The organism is Rhodococcus mengyinensis (genome assembly GCF_048381435.1).
Lineage (GTDB): Bacteria > Actinomycetota > Actinomycetes > Mycobacteriales > Mycobacteriaceae > Rhodococcus_F > Rhodococcus_F opacus_D.
Map to the genome: position 1 here is coordinate 1 of NZ_JBLWIT010000042.1, position 20,973 is coordinate 20,973.

The 20,973-nt window shown below is 68.2% G+C and carries 18 protein-coding genes; 9 read left to right on the plus strand and 9 right to left on the minus strand.

The features are described 5' to 3' along the window. On the minus strand, window positions 1-816 hold an 816-nt coding region (locus ACNJ7E_RS07545; RefSeq protein WP_418339498.1), incomplete at its 3' end, for an Hsp70 family protein. Between the two features lie 296 nt (window positions 817-1,112). Between ACNJ7E_RS07545 and ACNJ7E_RS07550 the strand changes: the two genes are divergently transcribed. Further along, complete coding sequence (locus tag ACNJ7E_RS07550; protein WP_280780858.1) at window positions 1,113-1,679, plus strand: hypothetical protein; 567 nt, start codon at window positions 1,113-1,115, stop codon at window positions 1,677-1,679. Between the two features lie 6 nt (window positions 1,680-1,685). On the opposite strand, the gene ACNJ7E_RS07555 is transcribed toward ACNJ7E_RS07550, so the two are convergent. Further along, the gene (locus tag ACNJ7E_RS07555) at window positions 1,686-1,946 is read right to left on the minus strand and encodes a hypothetical protein (RefSeq protein WP_005238337.1); all 261 of its coding nucleotides are present in this window, start codon (window positions 1,944-1,946) and stop codon (window positions 1,686-1,688) included. A gap of 70 nt (window positions 1,947-2,016) precedes the next feature. Beyond that, window positions 2,017-2,337 (minus strand): hypothetical protein, encoded by a 321-nt coding sequence (locus tag ACNJ7E_RS07560; RefSeq protein ID WP_418339499.1) that lies wholly within the window; start codon window positions 2,335-2,337, stop codon window positions 2,017-2,019. A gap of 132 nt (window positions 2,338-2,469) precedes the next feature. Here ACNJ7E_RS07560 and ACNJ7E_RS07565 point away from each other — a divergent pair, with 132 nt between their 5' ends. Next, complete coding sequence (locus ACNJ7E_RS07565) at window positions 2,470-3,012, plus strand: DinB family protein (RefSeq protein ID WP_280780856.1); 543 nt, start codon at window positions 2,470-2,472, stop codon at window positions 3,010-3,012. A 193-nt stretch (window positions 3,013-3,205) separates the two neighbouring features. Here the strand turns inward: ACNJ7E_RS07565 and ACNJ7E_RS07570 are convergent, their stop codons facing one another. From ACNJ7E_RS07570 to ACNJ7E_RS07585, 4 genes are read right to left on the minus strand one after another with little or no spacing between them, the layout of a single operon-like run. After that, complete coding sequence (locus ACNJ7E_RS07570; RefSeq protein WP_317567928.1) at window positions 3,206-5,425, minus strand: alpha-galactosidase; 2,220 nt, start codon at window positions 5,423-5,425, stop codon at window positions 3,206-3,208. After that, complete coding sequence (locus ACNJ7E_RS07575) at window positions 5,422-6,357, minus strand: carbohydrate ABC transporter permease (RefSeq protein ID WP_280780854.1); 936 nt, start codon at window positions 6,355-6,357, stop codon at window positions 5,422-5,424. The genes ACNJ7E_RS07570 and ACNJ7E_RS07575 overlap by 4 nt, the downstream gene beginning before the upstream one ends. After that, on the minus strand, window positions 6,357-7,280 hold the full coding sequence (locus tag ACNJ7E_RS07580; RefSeq protein WP_418339500.1) for a carbohydrate ABC transporter permease: 924 nt from the start codon (window positions 7,278-7,280) through the stop codon (window positions 6,357-6,359). The genes ACNJ7E_RS07575 and ACNJ7E_RS07580 overlap by 1 nt, the downstream gene beginning before the upstream one ends. A 55-nt stretch (window positions 7,281-7,335) precedes the next feature. After that, window positions 7,336-8,631, minus strand: coding sequence for an ABC transporter substrate-binding protein (locus tag ACNJ7E_RS07585; RefSeq protein WP_418339501.1), 1,296 nt, complete (start codon window positions 8,629-8,631; stop codon window positions 7,336-7,338). A 231-nt stretch (window positions 8,632-8,862) separates the two neighbouring features. Between ACNJ7E_RS07585 and ACNJ7E_RS07590 the strand changes: the two genes are divergently transcribed. The 7 genes from ACNJ7E_RS07590 to ACNJ7E_RS07620 are packed head-to-tail and all read left to right on the plus strand — an operon-like array spanning window position 8,863 to window position 17,589. Next, on the plus strand, window positions 8,863-10,941 hold the full coding sequence (locus tag ACNJ7E_RS07590; protein ID WP_283333499.1) for a beta-galactosidase: 2,079 nt from the start codon (window positions 8,863-8,865) through the stop codon (window positions 10,939-10,941). Next, a complete protein-coding gene (locus tag ACNJ7E_RS07595) occupies window positions 10,938-11,744 on the plus strand; it encodes a DeoR/GlpR family DNA-binding transcription regulator (protein WP_283333498.1) in 807 nt (268 codons plus the stop codon). The genes ACNJ7E_RS07590 and ACNJ7E_RS07595 overlap by 4 nt, the downstream gene beginning before the upstream one ends. Next, window positions 11,731-12,897, plus strand: a complete 1,167-nt coding sequence (gene galT, locus ACNJ7E_RS07600) for a galactose-1-phosphate uridylyltransferase (protein WP_280780849.1) — start codon at window positions 11,731-11,733, stop codon at window positions 12,895-12,897. Before ACNJ7E_RS07595 ends, galT begins: the two co-directional genes overlap by 14 nt. Further along, window positions 12,894-14,084, plus strand: coding sequence for a galactokinase (gene galK / locus ACNJ7E_RS07605; protein WP_280780848.1), 1,191 nt, complete (start codon window positions 12,894-12,896; stop codon window positions 14,082-14,084). Before galT ends, galK begins: the two co-directional genes overlap by 4 nt. A 28-nt stretch (window positions 14,085-14,112) precedes the next feature. Then, entirely contained in the window at window positions 14,113-15,195 is a 1,083-nt protein-coding gene (locus ACNJ7E_RS07610) for an ABC transporter ATP-binding protein (RefSeq protein WP_280780847.1), read from the plus strand. Between the two features lie 39 nt (window positions 15,196-15,234). Beyond that, window positions 15,235-16,227: a UDP-glucose 4-epimerase GalE gene (gene galE, locus ACNJ7E_RS07615; protein WP_418339502.1), complete on the plus strand. Its 993-nt coding sequence runs from the start codon at window positions 15,235-15,237 to the stop codon at window positions 16,225-16,227. Between the two features lie 42 nt (window positions 16,228-16,269). Next, on the plus strand, window positions 16,270-17,589 hold the full coding sequence (locus ACNJ7E_RS07620; protein ID WP_418339503.1) for a DUF2252 domain-containing protein: 1,320 nt from the start codon (window positions 16,270-16,272) through the stop codon (window positions 17,587-17,589). A gap of 5 nt (window positions 17,590-17,594) precedes the next feature. Here ACNJ7E_RS07620 and ACNJ7E_RS07625 read toward each other — a convergent pair whose 3' ends face one another. Both ACNJ7E_RS07625 and ACNJ7E_RS07630 read right to left on the minus strand, forming a co-directional pair. Then, on the minus strand, window positions 17,595-19,091 hold the full coding sequence (locus ACNJ7E_RS07625; protein WP_418339504.1) for a dynamin family protein: 1,497 nt from the start codon (window positions 19,089-19,091) through the stop codon (window positions 17,595-17,597). Next, the gene (locus ACNJ7E_RS07630) at window positions 19,088-20,932 is read right to left on the minus strand and encodes a dynamin family protein (RefSeq protein WP_283351797.1); all 1,845 of its coding nucleotides are present in this window, start codon (window positions 20,930-20,932) and stop codon (window positions 19,088-19,090) included. The genes ACNJ7E_RS07625 and ACNJ7E_RS07630 overlap by 4 nt, the downstream gene beginning before the upstream one ends. Window positions 20,933-20,973 lie beyond the last annotated feature (41 nt).

The window sequence follows — 20,973 nt, forward strand, 5'->3', positions numbered from 1 at the left end:
CTGCTCGTCGAGGAACAGCGGGTTCTTGTCCGCGTCGACGGTGATGTAGGGCAGGTTGATCGACGTGCTCTGCGAGGAGCTCAGTTCGATCTTGGCCTTCTCGGCAGCCTCACGGAGACGCTGCAGGGCCATCTTGTCCTTGGTCAGATCGATGCCGTTCTGAGCCTTGAACTTGTCGACGAGCCACGTGACGATGCGCTCGTCCCAGTCGTCACCACCGAGGTGGTTGTCGCCGGACGTGGCCCGGACTTCGACGACGCCGTCGCCGATTTCGAGCAGCGAGACGTCGAAGGTGCCGCCACCGAGGTCGAAGACCAGGATGGTCTGTTCCTTGTCACCCTTGTCCAGGCCGTAGGCCAGTGCGGCCGCGGTGGGCTCGTTGACGATGCGCAGGACGTTGAGGCCGGCGATCTGGCCGGCTTCCTTCGTGGCCTGACGCTGGGCGTCCTCGAAGTACGCGGGGACGGTGATCACGGCGTCCGTGATGTCCTCACCCAGGTACGCCTCGGCGTCGCGCTTCAGCTTCATGAGCGTGCGCGCGCTGATCTCCTGGGGCGTGTACTTCTTGCCGTCGATCTCCACGTTCCAGTCGGTGCCGATGTGGCGCTTGACGGAGCGGATGGTGCGGTCGACGTTGGTGACGGCCTGGTTCTTGGCGGGCTGGCCGACCAGCACCTCACCGTTCTTGGCGAAGGCGACGATCGACGGGGTGGTGCGTGAACCTTCGGCGTTGGCGACCACTACGGGCTCGCCGCCTTCCAGCACAGACACGACCGAGTTCGTTGTACCGAGGTCGATACCGACGGCACGAGCCATAGTGTTCCTCACTTTCGTTTTGCAGTCCTGTGGGCAGGTTTTTCATTACTGAACTGCGATGTTGGCGCTTAGTGAGCGCCCTCCGCTCAAGTTTGCACTCCGACACCGTCGGGAGTCAATTCGAACTTGAGTCTTGCACGCTCATGTTGTCGTAAGGCTCAACGGAGGGGTGCGGAGATTTGTTCCCGGATGCCCACATCTTTTTCGGCGCCGTGTTTCGAGGCCTTGCTTCGGGGCCGCCGACGCGGACCCGCGCGTCGGCACGCCACGGTACGGCAGGTCGATAGGATCGCAGCGTGACGACACCCGAACAGCCGCCACGCCGGCCCGAACCGCCGCGACCCGTACCGCCGCGTCCGGAGTTCGCGGTCACCCCGCTGCGCGCCACCCCCACCGATGCCACCCCGAAGGCCGTCGCGGTGTCGCTGTCCGCCTGGGTGGGATCGTTCGTCGTTCTCGCCGGAATCGCCGGCGCCATCGCGCTCGACCTCGGCGCGGTCCGCGACGCCCTCGAGGCGTCGGTCGCCGCCGACAATCCCGGCGATTCCGCGACGGACATCACCGACACGGTGAACCTGACGCTGATCGCCAGCGGCGCCATCGCCGTCGTCCTGATCCTCCTCGGACTGCTGGGCATACAACTCCTGCGCGCCCGGAAACCGGCGGGCCAGATCACCCTCGCGGTCGTCGGCGTCCTCAGCGTCGCCGGCGGAGTGGGCCTGTGGACCCTGCTGTCCGACGCCGGTGACGCGACCGCCGGTGTGCTGCAGTGGGCGCCGCTCGCCTACAGCGCCCTCGTCGCGGTGGGAGTGCTCGCCCTGTTCGCTCCCGGTGTGTCTCCGTGGCTGCGCCGGAACCGCTGACCGGACTCACACCTGGCACGGATCGGTACTGCCGTGGAACTCCGGGTCGGGGTCGTATTCGCGGTTGGACGTACCCGAATACTCGGGATCGGGGTCGTACTCGTCGTTGGTCGTCCCCGTGAAGTCGGGGTCCGGGTCGTACTCGTCGTTGGTCGTGCCCTCGTAGGAGGAGTTGCAGGCCGGGTGGGCGGCAGCGGTCTGGGTCACGGACGCGGCGCCGAACACGAGAGCCACGGCTGCCAGTGCGGTCATCGTCGTGCGGATCATGATGATTCCTTTCATCGGTGGGCTGATCATCGGTGGGCTGGGCGGACCCAGAAGAGAGAACCGAGCGGGGTCACCCGGGTGCGGGCTGGTGGGGCATCGCGGGTTCGCCCGCGCCGATCCGGCTCGACCCGGCGATATCGGTATGGCGCGTCACCGTGGGGGTACCCAAATCGGGGCCCGCAACACCCGGCGCGAGCGGCGGAATCGTCAGGGCTCGCCGGAATTCCATCTGCCCGCCGGTATCGCTCTCGGCGGCGGTCGAGGCGTACACGAACGTGCCGACTCCCACCGTGACGGCGACGAGGACGGGCGACACCATGCCCCCGAGAACGCGGGGCCATACGCGTCGGTGCGAAGACCGGGGTGCCGGCCCCGGAGAGTCGAAGTTCATACCGAGAATCCTTCGCGGCGCGCGCTTTCCACACATCCAGGAAGGCACCCAACTTGGACCCCGAGAAAAACCCTGAGAAGGCCTTCCTAATGAGGACCGTTTCTGACCTCAATCGCTTCTATTGTTCTTCTCATGACCACTTCGCAGAAGTCCCCGGCCACCGGTGAGCGCGCCGACCTCCTCCAGATCCTGCAGGAGCAGCGAGCCACCCTGTTGATCACCGTCCGCGACATCGACGACGCACAGGCACGGCAACGTTCGACCGTCAGCGACCTGACGCTCGGCGGACTGATCAAGCACGTGTCCCACACGGAAAAGCACTGGGTCGAAACCATTCTCGAGCCGGACGAGAACGCGGAGTTCGACATGGAGTGGGCGATGGAGAAGTACTACATGCGCGAAGACGAAACCCTCGAGGGACTGCTCGCCGAGTACGCCGAAGTGGCCCGCGCGACGGAGGCCGCCGTGGCCGGCCTCGACGACCTGGACGTGCTCGTCCCACTGCCCACCGCACCCTGGGCACCCGAGCGGCAGTGGTGGACGATCCGCCGCACCCTGCTCCACATCATCCGGGAGACCGGCCACCATTCCGGTCACGCCGACATCATCCGGGAATCCCTCGACGGCGGAAACACCACCATGCAGATGGGCGCCGACGCGGGCATGGAGTTCTGACCCGCCCGGCAGAACAGACGAAAACACCTCACCGGGTTCGGGTTCCTGTGAGGTGTTCTCTTCATGCGGCGTTCGAGTGTTGACTTACCTCCTGCGGTTCAACTTTTTCGCCGACTGGTGAAAACCATGGTGCCCCGCTGCGGGGGCACCGGCCACCTACCCCAGGGTGAATCCTGCCCACCTGGTGCCGCGGCTACGCCTCCGCGGTGACGGAGAGCACGACCACGTCGTCGGGGAAGGACGCGGGTGTCTGCAGTCCGGCGACCGCGAGGGCCCGGCCCGTCATCGAGACGCCGGGAACCTCGCTCCCCGCGGACAGCCCGTCGGCTCGACCACCCTGTGGGTGCACGTCGAACCACGCCGGGGGTTTCAGGCCCTCGTCCGGTGCACCGGCGAAGACGGGACGCACCCGATAGCGCCGGTCGGGGTCGAGCCCGGGCAGCGTGAACCTGCCGCGCGGTGACACCTCGGAGCGCCCGACGTACGCGAGGAAGAACAGCGCCTCCGCCCGGTCCTGCGCGACCGCGCCGTAGACGAGCAGGGTCGGGTCGATCTCGTCGGCGCGCACCATCGTTCCCGTGTGCAGGAGTTCCCGGTGCCGCTTGTACAGGTCGATCCATACCGCGAGCTGGACGTTCTCGTCGTCGGTGGCGGTCGCGAGATCCCACTCGATTCCGAGGTGACCGTAGAGCGCCGTCCCCGCCCGGAAGGACAGGCGGTGGTACCGGCCGGTCGTGTGGGAGATGCCGGACGCGATGTGCGAGCCCAGCAGCTCGGGGGGAAGCAGCTGCATCGTCCACCGGTTCATCTGCTGGCGCTCGAGCGGATCGATGCAGTCCGAGACCCAGACGCGGTCGGTGCGCTCGAGGATTCCGAGGTCCACCCGCGCTCCGCCCGACGAGCAGGATTCGATCTCCAGTCCTGGGAAGCGGCGCTTCAGTTCGTCCATCAACCGGTAGGTCGCGAGGGTCTGGTCGTGGACGCCGGCGCGGCCGTGCGGTGCGGTGCCCGCGTCGATCAGGTCGCGGTTGTGGTCCCACTTGATGTAGGCGATGTCGTACTCGCCGAGGATCGCGGACATGCGCTCCAGGATGTGGTCGTACGCCTCGGGGATCCCCAGATTGAGCACCTGCTGGTTCCGGGACGGCACGGGCGTGCGCCCGCCGGTCGCCATGACCCACTCCGGATGCGCCCGCGCGAGGTCGGAATCGAGGTTGATCATCTCCGGTTCGAACCACAGGCCGAACTCCATGCCGAGGGAACGCACGTGATCGACGAGCGGATGCAGACCGTTCGGCCACACCGTCTCGTCGACGTGCCAGTCCCCCAGGCCCGCCAGATCGTTGCGCCGGTACCTGAACCAGCCGTCGTCGAGCACATAGCGTTCGACGCCGAGCTTCGCCGCGCGATCCGCCAGGTCCGTCAACCGGGCCAGGTCGTGGTCGAAATAGACCGCCTCCCACACGTTGATCGTCACCGGGCGCACGCGCCGCGGGTGCGTGGGCCGCGACCGGAGATAGTCGTGGAAGCGATGTGCCTGGGCGTCGAGGCCGTCGCCGTAGGCGCCGTAGACCCAGGGCGTTGCGTAACTCTCGCCGTCCGCGAGCCGTACCTCGCCCGGCAGGAGCAGTTCCCCGCCGCCGACCACCTGGAAACCGGTGAAGAGACGTTCGGCGTAGTGGCGGTGGTTGCCGCTGAACGCGACGTGGGTGCCCCACACTTCGCCGCGACCGAACCCGAATCCGGGCACGCCGACGGAGAGCACGGTCGCGGCGTCCGGGCCGGTGCGTCCCTTCCGTCCTTCGCGTTCGTGGATGCCGACGGTGAGTTCACGGCGCTGCGGGGTCCGTTCCTTCCCCCACCGGCCCGCGAAGTCGAGGATCTCGCGGGCCTGCGGCGGGACCGGGAAGGCGAGCTGGAGGTCGTCGAGAACGTAGAAGGAGTCGCCCGCGTTCGTGACCTCGGCGCGCGCCCGGAGCAGGCCGCTCGGTAGCAGCTCGATGTCGAGGACCAGACCGAGATCGGCGACCGTGTCGTGCGCGGCGACCCGCACCGCGCCGGCACCGACCGCGACGAGTCCCGACCGGTGCTCGGCTGCGTCGACCGTGAGCGCGGTGGTCGTGAACAGCGGCGACCAGTCGGCGCCGTCCCGGTGCCCCGCGATCCCGGGCTTCCCCACCCACCCGGTGTGGTGTTCGGGGAGTATCGACAGCCGCACCGGGAGATCGACCACGTTGCCCGCCGGGGGCTCGATATTCGCCTGCGCCAGGGCTTCGACGTCGGCGAGGTCGAGGTCGCCGAGCGCCGCACCCCAGTGCACGATCGCCGGCAACCGGCCCCCGGTGAGATCGAGAACGACGGACACGCCACCGGCGGTGAGGTGGACGTACGCGTGCGGTGAAGTCGCAGTCACTTGTTGGCTCCCATTGTCAGTCCGGAAACGAAATGCCGCTGCAGCGCGACGAATACGAGCACCGTCGGCAGTGCGACGAGCACCGATCCGGCGGCGAGCAGGTTGGTGTCGGTGAAGAAGCTGCCCTGCAGATTCTGCAGTGCGGTGGTGACCGGCAGCTTGTCGCCGCTGACCATCAGCGCCAGTGCCCAAAAGAAGTCGTTGTAAATCCAGGTGATCATGAGCGTCGCGAGCGCGGCCAGCGCCGGACGGCACAGCGGGAGGACCACCTGCCAGTACTGACGGAACAGCCCGGCGCCGTCCACCGTCGCCGCCTCGAGCAGTTCCGGCGGGACCGTCTTCATGTAGTTGCTGAGCACGAACACGCAGAAACCGGTCTGGAACGCGACGTGCACCAGGATCAGTCCCCAGTAGCTGTCGTAGAGCGAGCCCGACGAACTCATCCAGTACGGCAGCGGAATCGCGTTGTACAGACGGAACAACGGGGTCAGCAGTGTCTGCTGCGGCAGCAGATTGCCCGCGATGAACACCGCCAGCATGATCACGTTGAACTTCCACGGGAACCGGGCGAGCACGAACGCCGCCATCGACCCGATGAACAGGATCAGCAGCACCGCCGGGATGGTGATGAGCATCGAGTTGAGGAAGTAGTGCGGGATTCCGCCGACCTCCCACGACTCGGTGTAATTGCTGAGCGTGAAACCGCCGACCGAGAGGTAGCCGTGGCTGAGGACGTAGTCGTAGTCGCGGAACGAGTTGTAGAGCGCCCACAGCAGCGGGAAGATCCACAGCAATGCCAGGGCGGTGAGAAGGAGGTAGATCGCGGCGTGCGCGGTACTCAGCCGGCGCCGGTTGGCCACCGCGGCCTTGTTGCGGGGCCCGGTCCGGTCGACGGGCGCACTGTGGTCGGCGAGGGGTGTCGTCATGGTCATCAGTCGTCGCTCCGCATCACGATCCAGAGATAGAGGGCAATGAATACCAGCGAGATCACGAGCATGATCGTCGCCAGGGCAGACCCGAATCCGACCCGGCCCGCTTCGCCCACGACGTTGGCGGTGACGAGGGCGGAGATGAGTTCGAGTCCGTTGCGGCCCTTGTTGATCACCCACACGAGGTCGAAGGCGCGCAGGGCCTCGATGACGGTGATGACGATGATCAGCAGGTTGGTGGGCTTCATCAGGGGGAACACGATCCGGAAGAACGTGCGGATCGGACCCGCACCGTCCATGAGGGCCGCTTCGCGCACCGACGGGTCGATGGCCTTGAGACCGGCCAAGTACAGCAACATGATGTAGCCGGTGTGCCGCCAGCTGGCGGCGACCATGACGGCCCAGATGTTGACGTCGGGGTTGCCTAGCCAGTCGACGTCCGTGCCGAGGATGGTGTTGAGCACGCCGCCGTCGGTGGCGTAGATCAGCTGCCACACGAACCCAACCAGTGCCATCGACAACACCACGGGGATGTAGAAGATGCTCTGGTACAGCCGGCTTCCCTTCAGACCCCGGTCGAGGAGGACCGCGAGGAAGATGCCGAGGATCGTCGGGAAGACGAACAGGAACGCCAGCCAGAGGACGTTGTTGTGGAGGGCCTGCTGGAACGGGGGGTACGCCTGGACGGCGTCGACGTAGTTCTGCGGGCCGATCCACTCGATGGTGGACGTGCCGCCGATGCCGTCCCAGCGTGCGAACGACAGGATCACCGTGAACACGGTGGGAATCCACACCATCCCGATCACGATCGCGGCGGGCAGCCCGAGCATGACGGCGATGGTCCACCGGTCACCCCGGCTGCGCCGGATCTTCGGTGCCCGAATCCTGGGTTCGGTTCCGGTCTGGGGAGGAACTGTGCTGGTCATGAATTCACCTGACCTGTCGGGACCGTGATGGTGGTCGTTGTCTTCTCGTGTGCTCTCATTGCCCGAACACCGCCGCCTTCTGACGCTCGATGCTGCGGACCAGGCCGTCGACGTCGTTCGGGTTGCCCAGGAACTGCTGCATCGCCGGGATCATGACGACGGACGCGAAGTCGGGGCGGGTGTCCCGGTCGAGGAACTGGGTGATGGACCCCGCACCCTGGACGAGGGCGGCCGACTTCTGCACGAGCGGAGAGAAACTCGACAGATCGGCGTCGCGGTGCGCGGGTATCGCCTGGGGGTCCTGCTTCGCATACGCGACTGCGGCGTCGGCGCTGGTGAGGAAGGAAAGGAACTGCTGCGCGCCACCGAGGTTCCGCGGGTCCTTGCGCATCATGAATCCGTCCATCGGCGCCTCGACCGCCGAAGTGCCGACGGCGGAGTCGAGTTCGGGGAACGCGAAGAAGTCCAGATCCTCCCGGTCGGGTCCCGCGGGGAAGCTCTGCGCGACGAACATGCCGGCCACCAGCATGCCGACTTCCTTGTTCAGGAGTGCCTGCTGCGCCTCGGACATCTTGCGGCCCAGCGGTTGCGGCTGGTGGAACGGGAGAATCTCGCGCCAGGTGTCGAACACCGACCGGACGCGGTTGTCGGTCCAGCTCACCTCGCCCGCGAGGAGGGAGCGGTGGAAGTCGACGCCGTTGAGGCGCAGGTCGAGATAGTCGAACGTGCCGAACGGGGGCCAGCCGTCGCGGACGCCGAACCCAATCGGGGTGAGTCCGTCGGCCTGCATGCGCTTGGACAGGGCCACCCATTCGTCGAACGTCTTCGGCGGCGCGTAGCCGCGCTGCTGCCAGAGGCTGGGGCGGTAGAACACCGCCCACGGGTAGTAGAAGAACGGGATCAGATACTGCTGGCCGTCGGTTCCGGTGGACGCCTCACGGAAACTGTCACTGAAGCCGCTGCCGTGCGCTTGCCACACCGAGCTGACGTCGTCGACGAGACCCTTGTCGGCGAAGTACTTCATGCGGTACCCCGACATCCAGGTGAAGACGTCATCCGGGGTGCCCTGCAAGTAGTTGTTGACGTTCTCCTGGAACGAGGTGGAGTCGACGGAGTTGATCCGCACGGCGGCGCCGGTCTGCTGCTGGAACATCCCGACGACGTCCTGGACGCCGAGTTTGGCGTTCTTGTCCGACAGCCGCGATCCGAGGGTGATCACGTGGGGGTCGACACCGCTCGTGCACCCGGACAGCAGGCCCGCGGTCGACAGGGCGCCCGCGGCGCCGAGCGCGGCCTTGAGAAAGGTGCGCCGGGAGGGTTGCCACGGGTGCGGCAGCTCGTTTCGGTTCATGGTGCCCTTTTCGGTTGAGTACCGGGTGGGGGCGGAGTCGCTCACCACCTGATCGAAATCGAACAACTTCGATCACATTTCGGTGCTGTCGCCTCACGCCCTTACGTGATGCAGGTTACAAAATCACGCCGCACTGCGCGTTGTCAACCAGTCGCATGCGCATTCACCTGCACAAGTGCAGAAATGTTCATTAGTGTTGACTTTTGAACAGCGATCCGACAGATTGTGAGCATGCACACAGCGAGCGATTCCGGCGGGCGGCACCTGCGGTGGCCGACCCGGGGCATTTCCTTCGGCGGTGACTACAACCCCGAGCAGTGGCCGGAAGAGATCTGGCAGCGCGACGTCGAACTCATGCGCGAGGCGTGTGTCGACTTCGCGACCGTCGGCGTCTTCTCCTGGGCGCGGCTCCAGCCCACCCCCGACACGTGGGACTTCGGCTGGCTCGATCGCGTCCTCGACCTCCTGCACGACGGCGGCGTCCGCGTCGACCTGGCCACCGCGACCGCGTCCCCACCGCCCTGGCTCACGGCCGCGCATCCCGAGGTCCGGCCCGTGGACGAGCGTGGCTACCGGTACGAGATCGGCAGCAGGCAGACATGGAGCCCGAGTTCCCCGATCTACCGCGACCACTCCCTCGTCCTCGTCGAGAAGATGGCGACCCGATACGGCGGCCACCCCGCACTCGCGCTCTGGCATGTGTCGAACGAACTCGGCTGCCACAACTCACGCTGCTACTCCCCCGACAGTGCGCGGGCGTTCCGGCGGTGGCTGCAGCGTCGCTACGGCGACCTGACCGAACTCAACCGGGCGTGGGGCACGACGTTCTGGAGCCAGCACTACAGCGACTGGAACGAAGTGGTGCCGCCCGCCGCGAGCACGACGTTCGGCAATCCCACGCATCTGCTGGACTGGCGCCGGTTCTGCTCGGACGCCCTCCTCGACCAGTACCTCGCCGAGCGGGAGGTGTTGCGGCGCATCACCCCCGACATCCCGGTCACCACCAACTTCATGGTGGGCATGGGCTCACCGCAGTCGCTCGCCGGCGACATGAACTACACGCAGTGGGCGCCCGAACAGGACCTGGTGTCCACCGACCACTACCTGGTGGGGCCCGCGACGGGCGACGGCGCCGCCCACCACCGGCTGTCGTTCTCGGCCGACCTGACCCGCGGCATCGCCGGCTCACGGCCGTGGTTGCTGATGGAACATTCGACGAGCGCCGTCAACTGGCAGCCGGTCAACCGGGCGAAGGCACCCGGGGAGATGCTGCGCAACTCCCTCGCCCACGTCGCCCGCGGAGCGGACGGCATCGCCTTCTTCCAGTTCCGCGCGTCCGACGCGGGTGCGGAGAAATTCCATTCGGCCCTGGTTCCGCACGCGGGCACCGACTCCGCGCGATGGCGGGAAGTCGTCCAGCTCGGCGCCGTGCTGCGCCGCCTCGAACCGGTGGCAGGCAGTCGCGTCGAGGCGCCGGTGGGTGTGCTGTTCGACTGGGAGTCGCAGTGGGCGTGCGAGCAGGACGGGCACCCGTCCCGGTTGATGCAGCCCATGGCGATCGCCGAACGCGCCCACCACGCCTTCTCCGGCGTCACGTGTGACGTGATCCCCGCGGACGCCGACCTGAGCCGGTACGCCGTGGTGGTCGTTCCGGCCGTGTACCTGTGCAGCGACGAGGACGCCGCGCGCATCGAGGCCGCGACCCGCGCCGGCGCCCAGGTGCTGGTCACCGCATTCTCCGGGATCGCGGACCGCGACGATCACATCCGGCTCGGCGGCTACCCCGGGGCGTTCCGCGACCTGCTGGGTGTCCGCACCGAGGAGTTCTTCCCGCTCGGCGCCGACGAGACCGTCGCCCTCGACGACGGCACCGCGGCCCGCATCTGGACCGAGTACCTGACGGTGTCCGAGGACGTGGACGTTCTCGCCCGCCACACCGAGGGGCATCTGCAGGGCGTGCCCGCCCTCACCCGCAGGCCGGTCGGCGACGGCGCGGCCTGGTACCTCGCCACCGTCCCCGACACGCAGGGCTGGGCGAGGATCGCCGAGACGATCTGCGCCGCAGCAGGTCTCGATCTCCACGCGGGACAGAACTCCGCCGTCGAGATCGTACGCAGGCGGGGCGAGAACGGGTCGTGGCTGTTCGTCCTCAACCACACGCCCGAGAAGGTGACCGTCGAGGTGTCCGGCACCGACCTCGTCACCGAACGAGTGGTCGACGGACCGCTCACGCTGGCACCCGGCAGCTGTGCTGTGATTCGCGAAGACAGCGCCGACACCGGCGCCCGGACCCGAAAGGCGGACGCATGATGCTCGCTCGTCAGCGCCAGCAGGTGATCCTCGACGAGGTCACCTCCCGCGGTGCGGTGAAGGTCGTCGACCTCGGCGCGACGCTCGGGGTCTCCGACATGACCATCCGGCGCGACATCAACGAACTCGTCGAGCAGGGACTCGTCGAGCGGGTGCACGGCGGGGTCACGCTGCCGCGGTCGGCAAGTGTGCACGAACCGGGGTTCTCGGCGAAGTCCGAACTCGACCGGGAGGCCAAGCGGGCCATCGCCCGCGCCGCCGCCCGGCTGGTGCGGCCAGGCACGTCGGTGGGCATCTCCGGCGGCACCACCACGCACGCCCTCGCCCGCGAACTCCTCGACGTCCCCGACATCACCGTCGTCACCAATTCGCTGCCCGTCGCCGACGCCTTCCACGAGGGCGGCCGCGACGACCAGACCATCCTCCTCACCGGTGGTCAGCGCACCCCGTCGTTCGCGCTGGTCGGGCCGCTCACGGTCGCCGCCCTGCGCGGGATCCACGTGGACATGCTGTTCCTGGGTACGCACGGCATGGGGATCGACTCCGGACTCACCTGCCCCAATTTGATGGAAGCACAGACCAATCAGGCGCTCGTCGCGTCGTCGCGGCGGGTCGTGGTGCTCGCCGACCACACGAAGTGGGGGGTGACCGCGCTGGCGAACACGATCCCACTGTCCGACGTCGACATCCTCATCACCGACGCCGGGCTCGAGCGCACCGCCCAGGAAGCTCTCGCCGACCACGTCGGCGACCTCGTGGTGACACGGGAGAACCGGGAAGGACCCACCGATGACCGTGCGTGACGAACAGGATGCGCCGGAGACCGGGACGCGGCTCCGGATGCGCAAGACCCGGACGACCCTCGCGGACGGCCGCGAACTGATCTACTTCGACGACTCCGAGCCGTACGTGTCGGGCGGAGCCACCCGCGAGCTGGTGGATTCACGTCCGCTGCCGCCGGCGGTGTCGCAGTCGCAGATGCGGTTCGACGTGCTCACCGGGGAATGGGTGGTCATCGCTGCCCAGCGGATGGACCGCACGTTCCTGCCGCCGCCGGACGCGTCGCCGCTCGCCCCGAGCGTGCCGGGCAAGGCACCTACGGAGATTCCGGCCGACGACTACGACGTGGTGGTGTTCGAGAACCGTTTCCCGTCGCTGGCGACGGCCGCCGCCGAGCAGGACCTTCCGGACTGCGTCGACGGAGAAGCGTTGTGGCCGTTGGCACCGGGAGCGGGCAGGTGCGAGGTCGTGTGCTTCACCAGCAACCCCGATGCCGCCTTCGCCACCCTGAGCGTCGACCGGGTCCGCACCGTCGTCGACGTCTGGGCCGACCGCACCGCCGAACTGTCGACGCTGCCGGGGGTCCGGCAGGTGTTCTGCTTCGAGAACCGGGGCAAGGAAATCGGCGTCACCCTGACCCATCCGCACGGGCAGATCTACGCCTACCCGTACCTGCCGCCCCGCACGGACGCACTGATCCGGCGCTCCCGCGAGCACTTCGAGAGCACCGGGCGGCTGCTGCTCGCCGACGTCCTCGACGCCGAAACACGATCCGGCAGGCGCGTGGTCCTGGCCGCCGAGCACTGGACCGCGTACGTTCCCGCCGCCTCGCGCTGGCCGCTGGAGGTGCATCTCGCACCGCACCGCGACGTCCGTGACCTCACCGAACTGTCCGAAGACGAGCGGGACGAACTCGCCCACGTCTATCTCGAACTGCTGCGGCGGGTCGACCGGTTCTTCGAGGGTGTCGACGCCGTGCCCTACATCGCCGCGTGGCACCAGGCGCCCGTCGGCGAGGACCGTCCGCTCGGACGCCTGCACCTGCAACTGTTCTCGATGATGCGGTCGCCGGGCCGGATGAAGTACCTGGCGGGATCCGAGTCCGGGATGGGGGCGTGGGTCAACGACACCACCCCCGAGCGCATCGCCGACCGGCTGCGGGAGGTGGCGTCGTGAATGGTGCGCAGTGGGTCACCCCCGTCGACGCCGCCTCGGTCGCCGGCCCCGCGGAGGCGCTGTTCCGCAGCACGTTCGGCGGCGCCGCGGACGGCGTCTGGACGGCACCCGGCCGAGTCAACCTCATCGGTGAGCACGTCGACTACGCCGGCGGACTGGTCCTGCCGTTCGCGCTCCCCTACGTGACGGTCGTCGCCGTCCGTGTGCGGGGCGACGGGATCCTGCACGCCGTGTCCACGCACACCGGCGAGTCCTGGCGCGGTCCGCTCGACGACGTCGCCCCGGGCCACCCGGCCGGCTGGGCCGCGTACGTCGCCGGGGTGGTGTGGGCGCTACACCGGTCCGGACACCTCACGGCGGGAACCGGTTTCGACGTCGCAGTGCATTCGACGGTCCCCGTCGGCTCCGGGCTGTCGAGTTCGGCAGCGCTCGAGTGCGCCTTCGCTCTCGCCGCCGCCGACCTCGCCGGACTGCCCACGGACGACGCCGGCCGCCGCCCGCTGATCACCGCGTCCATCCGCGCGGAGAACGAGATCGCCGGCGCGTCCACCGGCGGCATGGACCAGTCGGTCGCGATGCTCGCCCGCCCCGGCCACGCTCTGCTCCTCGACTGCCGGGACGGCGCCACCCGCCACGTTTCGCTCGACTTCGACTCCGCCGACGCCCGGCTGGTGGTCATCGACACCAACGCGCCGCACCGGCTGGTCGACGGCAAGTACGGCAACCGGCGCGCCGCCATCGAGAAGGCCTGCGTCGACCTCGGCGTCGCCACCCTGCGCGACGTCGCCGACCCCGACGCCGCCGTCGCGGGACTGAGTTCCCCGGCAGCGCAGCGGGTCCGGCACGTGCTCGGCGAGATCCGCCGCGTCCGGGAAGTCGCCGACCTGCTCGACCGCGGCCGGATCGCCGACATCGGCGACGCCCTGAACCGCTCGCACGCCTCGTTGCGCGACGACTACGAGGTCAGCTCCGTCGAGCTCGACTCCGCCGTCGACGCCGCCCTCGAGGCCGGCGCCTGGGGTGCGCGGATGACCGGCGGCGGCTTCGGCGGCTCCGCGATCGCCCTCGTACCCGCCGACCGGGTCGACGCCGTCGTCGAGAACGTCGCCCGACGCGCCGAGACCGCCGGCCTGCCGGTCCCCCAGTTCCTGCACGCCGAGCCGTCGGGCTCGGCACACCGACTCTGAGATCCCCTTCCACGACCAGGAGAACACCATGGCACGAGTCACGTACGACGCAGCCACCAAGATGTACCCCGGTTCCGATGTGCCGGCCGTCGATTCGCTGAACCTCGACATCGAGGACGGCGAATTCCTCGTCCTCGTCGGCCCCTCCGGGTGCGGCAAATCGACGTCGCTGCGGATGCTGGCCGGTCTCGAGGACGTCGACTACGGTGCCATCCGCATCGGCGAACGCGACGTCACCGCCCTCGCACCGAAGGAACGGGACATCGCGATGGTGTTCCAGAACTACGCGCTGTACCCCCACATGACGGTGGCGAAGAACATGGGCTTCGCCCTCGAGATCGCCGGCATGGACAAGAGTGAGATCGGCCGCCGCGTCGAGGAGGCCGCGAAGATTCTCGATCTCGGCGACTACCTGAACCGCAAGCCGAAGGCACTCTCCGGTGGGCAGCGTCAGCGTGTCGCGATGGGCCGGGCGATCGTCCGCGACCCGCAGGTGTTCCTCATGGACGAGCCGCTGTCGAACCTCGACGCGAAACTCCGGGTGCAGACCCGCACCCAAATCTCACTGCTGCAGCGCCGGCTGGGCACCACCACCGTGTACGTCACCCACGACCAGGTGGAGGCCATGACCATGGGCGACCGCGTGGCCGTCATGAAAGCGGGCATCCTGCAGCAGTGCGCGAGCCCGAAGACGCTGTACGAGAAGCCGGTCAACAGCTTCGTCGCCGGGTTCATCGGGTCACCGGCCATGAACCTGTTCGAGGTCGACGTCGTGAACGGCGACGCCCGGATCGGTTCACTGTCGACGCCGATCGAGCGGTCGGTGGTGGGCGCCCTGGACACCGGCCGGGTGGTCGTCGGTGTCCGCCCCGAGGCGTGGACCGTGTCCGACCGGGGCACCACGGTGAAGGTCGACGTGGTGGAGGAACTCGGCGCGGACGCCTACATCTACGGACGCATCGTCCGCGACGGCGAACTCGGCGGACACGACATCGTCGCGCGCGTCAGCGACTCCGCATCCCCGGCCAAGGGCGAGGTGATCCGGCTGGCACCGGACCCGGCCCGCCTGCACTACTTCTCCCCGACGACGGGGGCGCGACTCGGCGACTGAGCGAACCGACCCCCCACCGCCGAACCGAAGGAGCAACAAGTGAAACTTCTCGTCACCGGCGGCGCCGGTTACGTCGGCAGCGTCTGCGCCCAGCGGCTGCTCGAGTGCGGCCACACGGTCGTGGTCGTGGACGACCTGTCGACCGGCAACGCCGACGCGGTGCCGGCAGGAGCGGAGTTCGTCGAGGAGGACGTCGCGAGTGCGGCCGAGCGGGTTCTCGGCAGCGGGGACTTCGACGGCGTGTTGCATTTCGCCGCCCGCTCCCTCGTCGGGGAGTCGGTGGTGACGCCGGAGACGTACTGGAACGCCAACGTCGTCAAGACCCTGACCCTGCTGGAGGCCATGCGCTCGTCCGGTACCGGCCGGCTGGTGTTCTCCTCCACCGCAGCGACGTACGGATCACCGGACTCCGTGCCGATCACCGAGGACGCACCGACCCGGCCGACCAACCCGTACGGTGCCACCAAACTGGCGATCGACCACGCGATCACGTCGTACGCGGTCGCGCACGGTCTGGCCGCGTGCAGTCTGCGCTACTTCAACGTCGCCGGCGCGTACGCCGGGCTCGGCGAGAACCGTCTCGTGGAAACACACCTGATCCCGCTGGTGCTGCAGGTCGCCGCCGGGCACCGGGACGAGATCTCGGTGTTCGGCACCGACTGGCCCACCTCGGACGGCACTGCCGTCCGCGACTACATCCACATCCACGACCTGGCGGAGGCGCATATCCTCGCGCTCGAGTCGGCCCGACCCGCAACGCACCGCGTCTACAACCTCGGCACCGGCACCGGGTTCAGTGTGCGGGAGGTGATCTCGTCCTGCGAACGCGTGACGGGCCGAACCATCGCCACCCGGGACGCCCCGCGGCGCGCCGGTGATCCGGCGGTCCTCGTCGCGTCCGGCGCACGTGTGCAGGCCGAACTGGGCTGGCGACCGAGACACACGGACCTCGATGCGATCGTGGCCGATGCGTGGACGTATCTGCAGTCGCTGGGCGCGCGGGAACGCTACCGTGGTGCAGTGCGGTCGTGAGCAGGCGTGCGGCACCCCGTGGACCGCGAGAAGGAGGCTGGTGTGGACGTCACCGATTCCACGAGGCAGGGTCGGATCGTGGAGGTCCTCGTCGAGGCCTTCGCCGATCTGATGGAGGCGGACCCGAGTGCGTTTCGCACGAAGTTCCGGAAGATGGCCGCCGATCCGTTCGCCTTCTACCGGGGCAGCGCCTGCCTGTTCTACGACGATCTGCGTGACTTCGACGATCCGTGGGCCGACGAGCGCACCGGCCGAGTGTGGATCCACGGCGATCTGCACCTGGAGAACTTCGGCACGTACATGAACTCGGAAGGCACCCTCGTCTTCGACGTCAACGATTTCGACGAGGCGTACGTGGGGCACTTCAGCTGGGATCTTCGTCGCTTCGTCGCGAGCCTGGCCCTGATGGGCTGGCAGAAGGCCCTCCCCGAGAAGGACGTCCGCGAACTGGCCGAAACGTATCTGCGCAGCTACGTCGACCATGTCCTGCACTATGCGCGGCAGGAGGCGGACGAGGACTTCGCGCTGGGCCTGGACAATTCTCGCGGCGCCATTCACGACCTCCTCCTTCGTGCGCGCCTCGCCACCCGGGTGAGCCTGCTCGAGTCCGTCACGGTGCTCGAGGACTACGATCGGCACTTCCGGCGCGGCCGCGGCGTCCGCGAAGTGGACGAGCAGGAACGCACCACCGTGAGCGAGGCGGTCGAGACGTACGTCGAGAGAATTCCGCGCAGCAAGCGGTCGGCACGGCCGGTGTTCTACCGGATCAAGGACGTGGTCGGGCGGAAGGGCTTCGGGATCGGCAGCGCCGGTCTTCCTGCGTACAACGTACTCATCGAAGGGGCGACGCAGGCGCTCGAGAACGACATCGTGCTGTCGCTCAAGCAGGGCAACGTCGCCGCCCCGAGCCGCATCGTCGACGAAACCGCCGTCCGCGGCTACTTCGAGCACGAAGGTCACCGCACCGCGGTGAGTCAGCGGGCCCTGCAGGTACACACCGATCCGCTGCTCGGCTACACGGAGATCGGCGACACCGGTTTCGTGGTCGCCGAACTCTCCCCGTACGAACTGGACCTCGACTGGTCGGACCTCACCGAACCGGAAGACATCGCGCCGGTGCTCGAGGACCTCGGCCGGGCGACGGCGAAGGTGCATTGCGTCTCCGACGAGGACAGCGATCAGACCCTTGTCACGTTCCAGACCGAGAACGCCATCCAGAACGTCGTCGACGGCAGGCTGGACGAGTTCGTCGGCGAGATCGTCGACTTCGGCATCGCGTACGCCGAGGTGAGCCGCAGGGACCACCAGCTGTTCGTGAACGCGTTCCGGGAAGGGGAGATCGCGGGCGTCTCCGCGACCTAGCCGAACTACAGTCGGACGGTGTTCAGTTCCTCCAGAACACCTTCCGCGCTGCGGGCGGCGACGGTGCAGGCCCGCGCGGTGAACTGGTCGAGCAACGGGTGGCGTGCCCGTTCGCGCCACTTCCGCACCGCGGCAAGTGCCCGCATCCGCTGCAACTCCACGGAGTCGTCGCCGTCGGTGCCCAGTCGTTCGGCGATCTGGATCCCGAATCCGCCGATCAGGCGTTGCAACTCGGCCACGTCGTCGGCGGGCAACCCCACCTCGGTGGACCGCAGCCGCCCGAGCAGCCGCAGTTCCTGGAAACCGTGCACATCGGAGAGCAGCCGTTCGGCCGACATCAGGATCTCGCCCGCACACGGCACCGGATGCGCCGTGAGCACCCGCTTGAGTGCCACGAGCGCCGAATGGGTCTTCAACTGGTCGGCCCGCTGCCCGAACTGGATGTCGATCACCTGACGCAATTCGTCGAGGCCGCTGCGTTCCACCAGTTCGGCGGCCAGCGTGGGCGAGTCCTTGGTGCCCAACCGGATCAAAGTGACGGCCATCCGGATCCCGAAGAGACCGAAGCGGTCTGCCAGCTGAGCGCGCATTTTGGCGTCCACGGGAAGCGGACTGTCCTCACGCGCGAACCGGTCGGCCGACAGCATCGCCAGGTTCAGGTCGTCCACCGGGACCTCGGCCAGATGCTGGAACGCGGTGAACTCGGCCTGACGCATCGTGCGGGCACCGAGCGCCAGCAGACCCGCGACGGGGACCACGGCCTGGCACAGCCCGGTGCGCTCGAGTTCGCCCGCGAACCGGGACGCCACTTCCTTCGCGGACATCATGGCGTCCAGGCGTCCCGCCCCCACCTCGTCGGCCCGCGACACGACACCGACCACACCGAGCGGTCCCGATTCGTCGCCCACGTGGTCGCCGATCTGACCCAGGAACTGGACGTCGGTCGCGTTGAGCGTGCGCAGCAGGTAGACCACGGCGTCGGCGCCGGACGCCTCGTTGTCGGGGGTGAGCATCTCGAGGGTGCGGGCCGAGACGTCCCGCGACAGCGAGGACGTACCCGGGGTGTCGATGATCGTCGTGTGAGCCAGGGCGGACGACGGCCACTCCACGTCGAGACGGTCCACCTGGTCGGCGGTGAGGTGGCCGAGGTCGAACGTGAGATGTCCGTCCCGGCGCAGCACCGGGACGTTGGCGGAACGCTGAGCGCCGCTACCGTTGTCCGGCTGGTACCACGCCGTCACGGTGGGCGTCGACCCGCTGCGGTACCAGGTGACGACGCGGGTGCACTCGGTCGCGTCGGTGGGCGCGATGTCCTGTCCCACCAGGGAATTGAGCAGAGTGGACTTGCCTGCCTTCAGCGAACCGGCCAGAGCCACCCGCAGCGGTTGTTCCAGTCGCCGGGCGCATTCGGTCAGCTGATCCCGGATCTCGGGTCTGCCCGCGTACAGCTGCCGGGCGGACGCGATGAGTGCCCGGGCTTCGTGAAGCGGAGCGGCCGTCATGCCGTGACCGCTCCCGCGTCGCCTGCGACGAGTTGCGCGGCTTGCTGTTTCAATTCGGATGCGACGTGCAGATCCTTCTCGAGCTGCGCGATCCGGCGGGTCCGTTCGGTGGACTCGAGATTCGCCGCCTCCTGTGCGCCTCGCAGCGAGTCGTTGATCGACCGCAACGCCTGCTCGGCGATCGCGCTGAAATGATCGCGCAGCAAGCGCTGGATCGACCGGAGCCGATCCTTCGACTCCTTGCCCACCTGGAAGCTGGCGTCGTCGGCGAACCGGCGGATAGCGGCCTTCGCCTCCGCCCGCCGCTTCAGGATCCGGCTCTCCTTGTCTTCCCGGTACGCCTTCGTGCCGAGGAGGACTCCGGCGCCGATCGAGATCGGATTGACCAGGGCCATCCCCATCATGGTGGTGATCAGACCGAACATGAGGACGCCGCCGTACGACCCGCGCATCCCGACGAGAACCTTCTGCGTGATGCCGATGCGTCCGGCCTCGAGGTCCGCGAGCGAGGCCACCGGTTCGAGGACACCGTCGACGTTCGCGACGTCCAGGTGCGGCAGTTCGACGGCACCCGTCTCGGCGAAGTGCTGCGCCACCACCTCGGCCAGCCACAGCGCACGGTCGTGGGCCCACACGAAGTTGTCGCCGATCGCGGTGGCGAATTCCTGCTCGAGCCACTGACCGAGCGCGTCCCAGTCCTTGCCGGGGTCGCCCTCGTCGACGGTCTCCTCGGCTTCCCGGGTGACGCGGCGCAACCGGTCCCGGAGGTCGTGATCGATGTCCGCGGCCAGGTCGGCGATACCGTCGCCCAGCGTCTGCTGCCACAGCGACGTCTTCTTGTGCAGCTCCTCGGCGGCGGCCTTCGCCTTCTGCAGTTCGGCGACCGCGGCCACGCCCTTCGCCGGATCACGCAGGGCGGCAAGCTCACTGCCGATCCCCAGGGTGAGATGCTCGGCCGCGGAGGACACGTCCAGCGACACGGCCCGCCGCGTGTTCGCCTCCGCCCGCGCCACCACCCGCTCGCGCAGGAACGCGTACAGGTCGACGAAACCGGATTCGGTGTTGAGTTCCTCGTCCTGCAGTCGCAGCGCGTGCGAACGCAGCACCGAGGAGATCGGGATCAGGGGAACGTCGAGACCGGCCCGCGCGAGGTGCCCGCGGTCGGCTTCGACGATCTCGCGCCAGTGCGGGTACAGGTCGGTCTTGCTGATCAGGCACGCCACCGACGGGCACAGGCTCGTGACCTGGCGGATGAAGCCGAGCTCCGGTTCGGTGAATTCCTGGCTGGCGTCGGACAGAACGAACACGGCGTCCGACGCCGGGATCAGCCCGAGTGTGCTCGCGGCGTGCGGGTTGCCGGCACCGCCCACGCCGGGCGTGTCGACCAGGACCAGACCGTCGGCGAGCAGCGGGCTCGGGACGTTGACCTCCACCCGCAGCACCTCCCGGCCCCCGGCGCGGGGCGAGGCCGGCGTGATGCCGTTCAGCTCGTCGAGCGGAAGAGGAACCCGGATCGGGTCGGCACCCGGATCGGCGAGGAGCAGTTCCGCCGACGCGGTCTCGGCGTTCTGGACGACGGTGGGGATCGCGGTGGTCTCGTCGTCGCCCACCGAGCACACGGTGAGGTTGAGGAGGGAGTTCACGAACTGGCTCTTGCCCTGCTTGAGCGGTCCGACCACCACGATCCGCATCCGCGGGTCCTGCACCCGGGTCCGGGCCGAGTCGAGGCGCTGCGCCAGATCGCCGCGACCGAACCTCTTCGCCACGTCCAGGGCCTGCTCGAGCAACGCCGTCATCGACTGGGACCCGGCTGGACTCTTCTCGGCGGCTGCACTGTCCATGAGCTTCGTTGACCCGCAATTCTTCCGACCTCTGTGCGGAC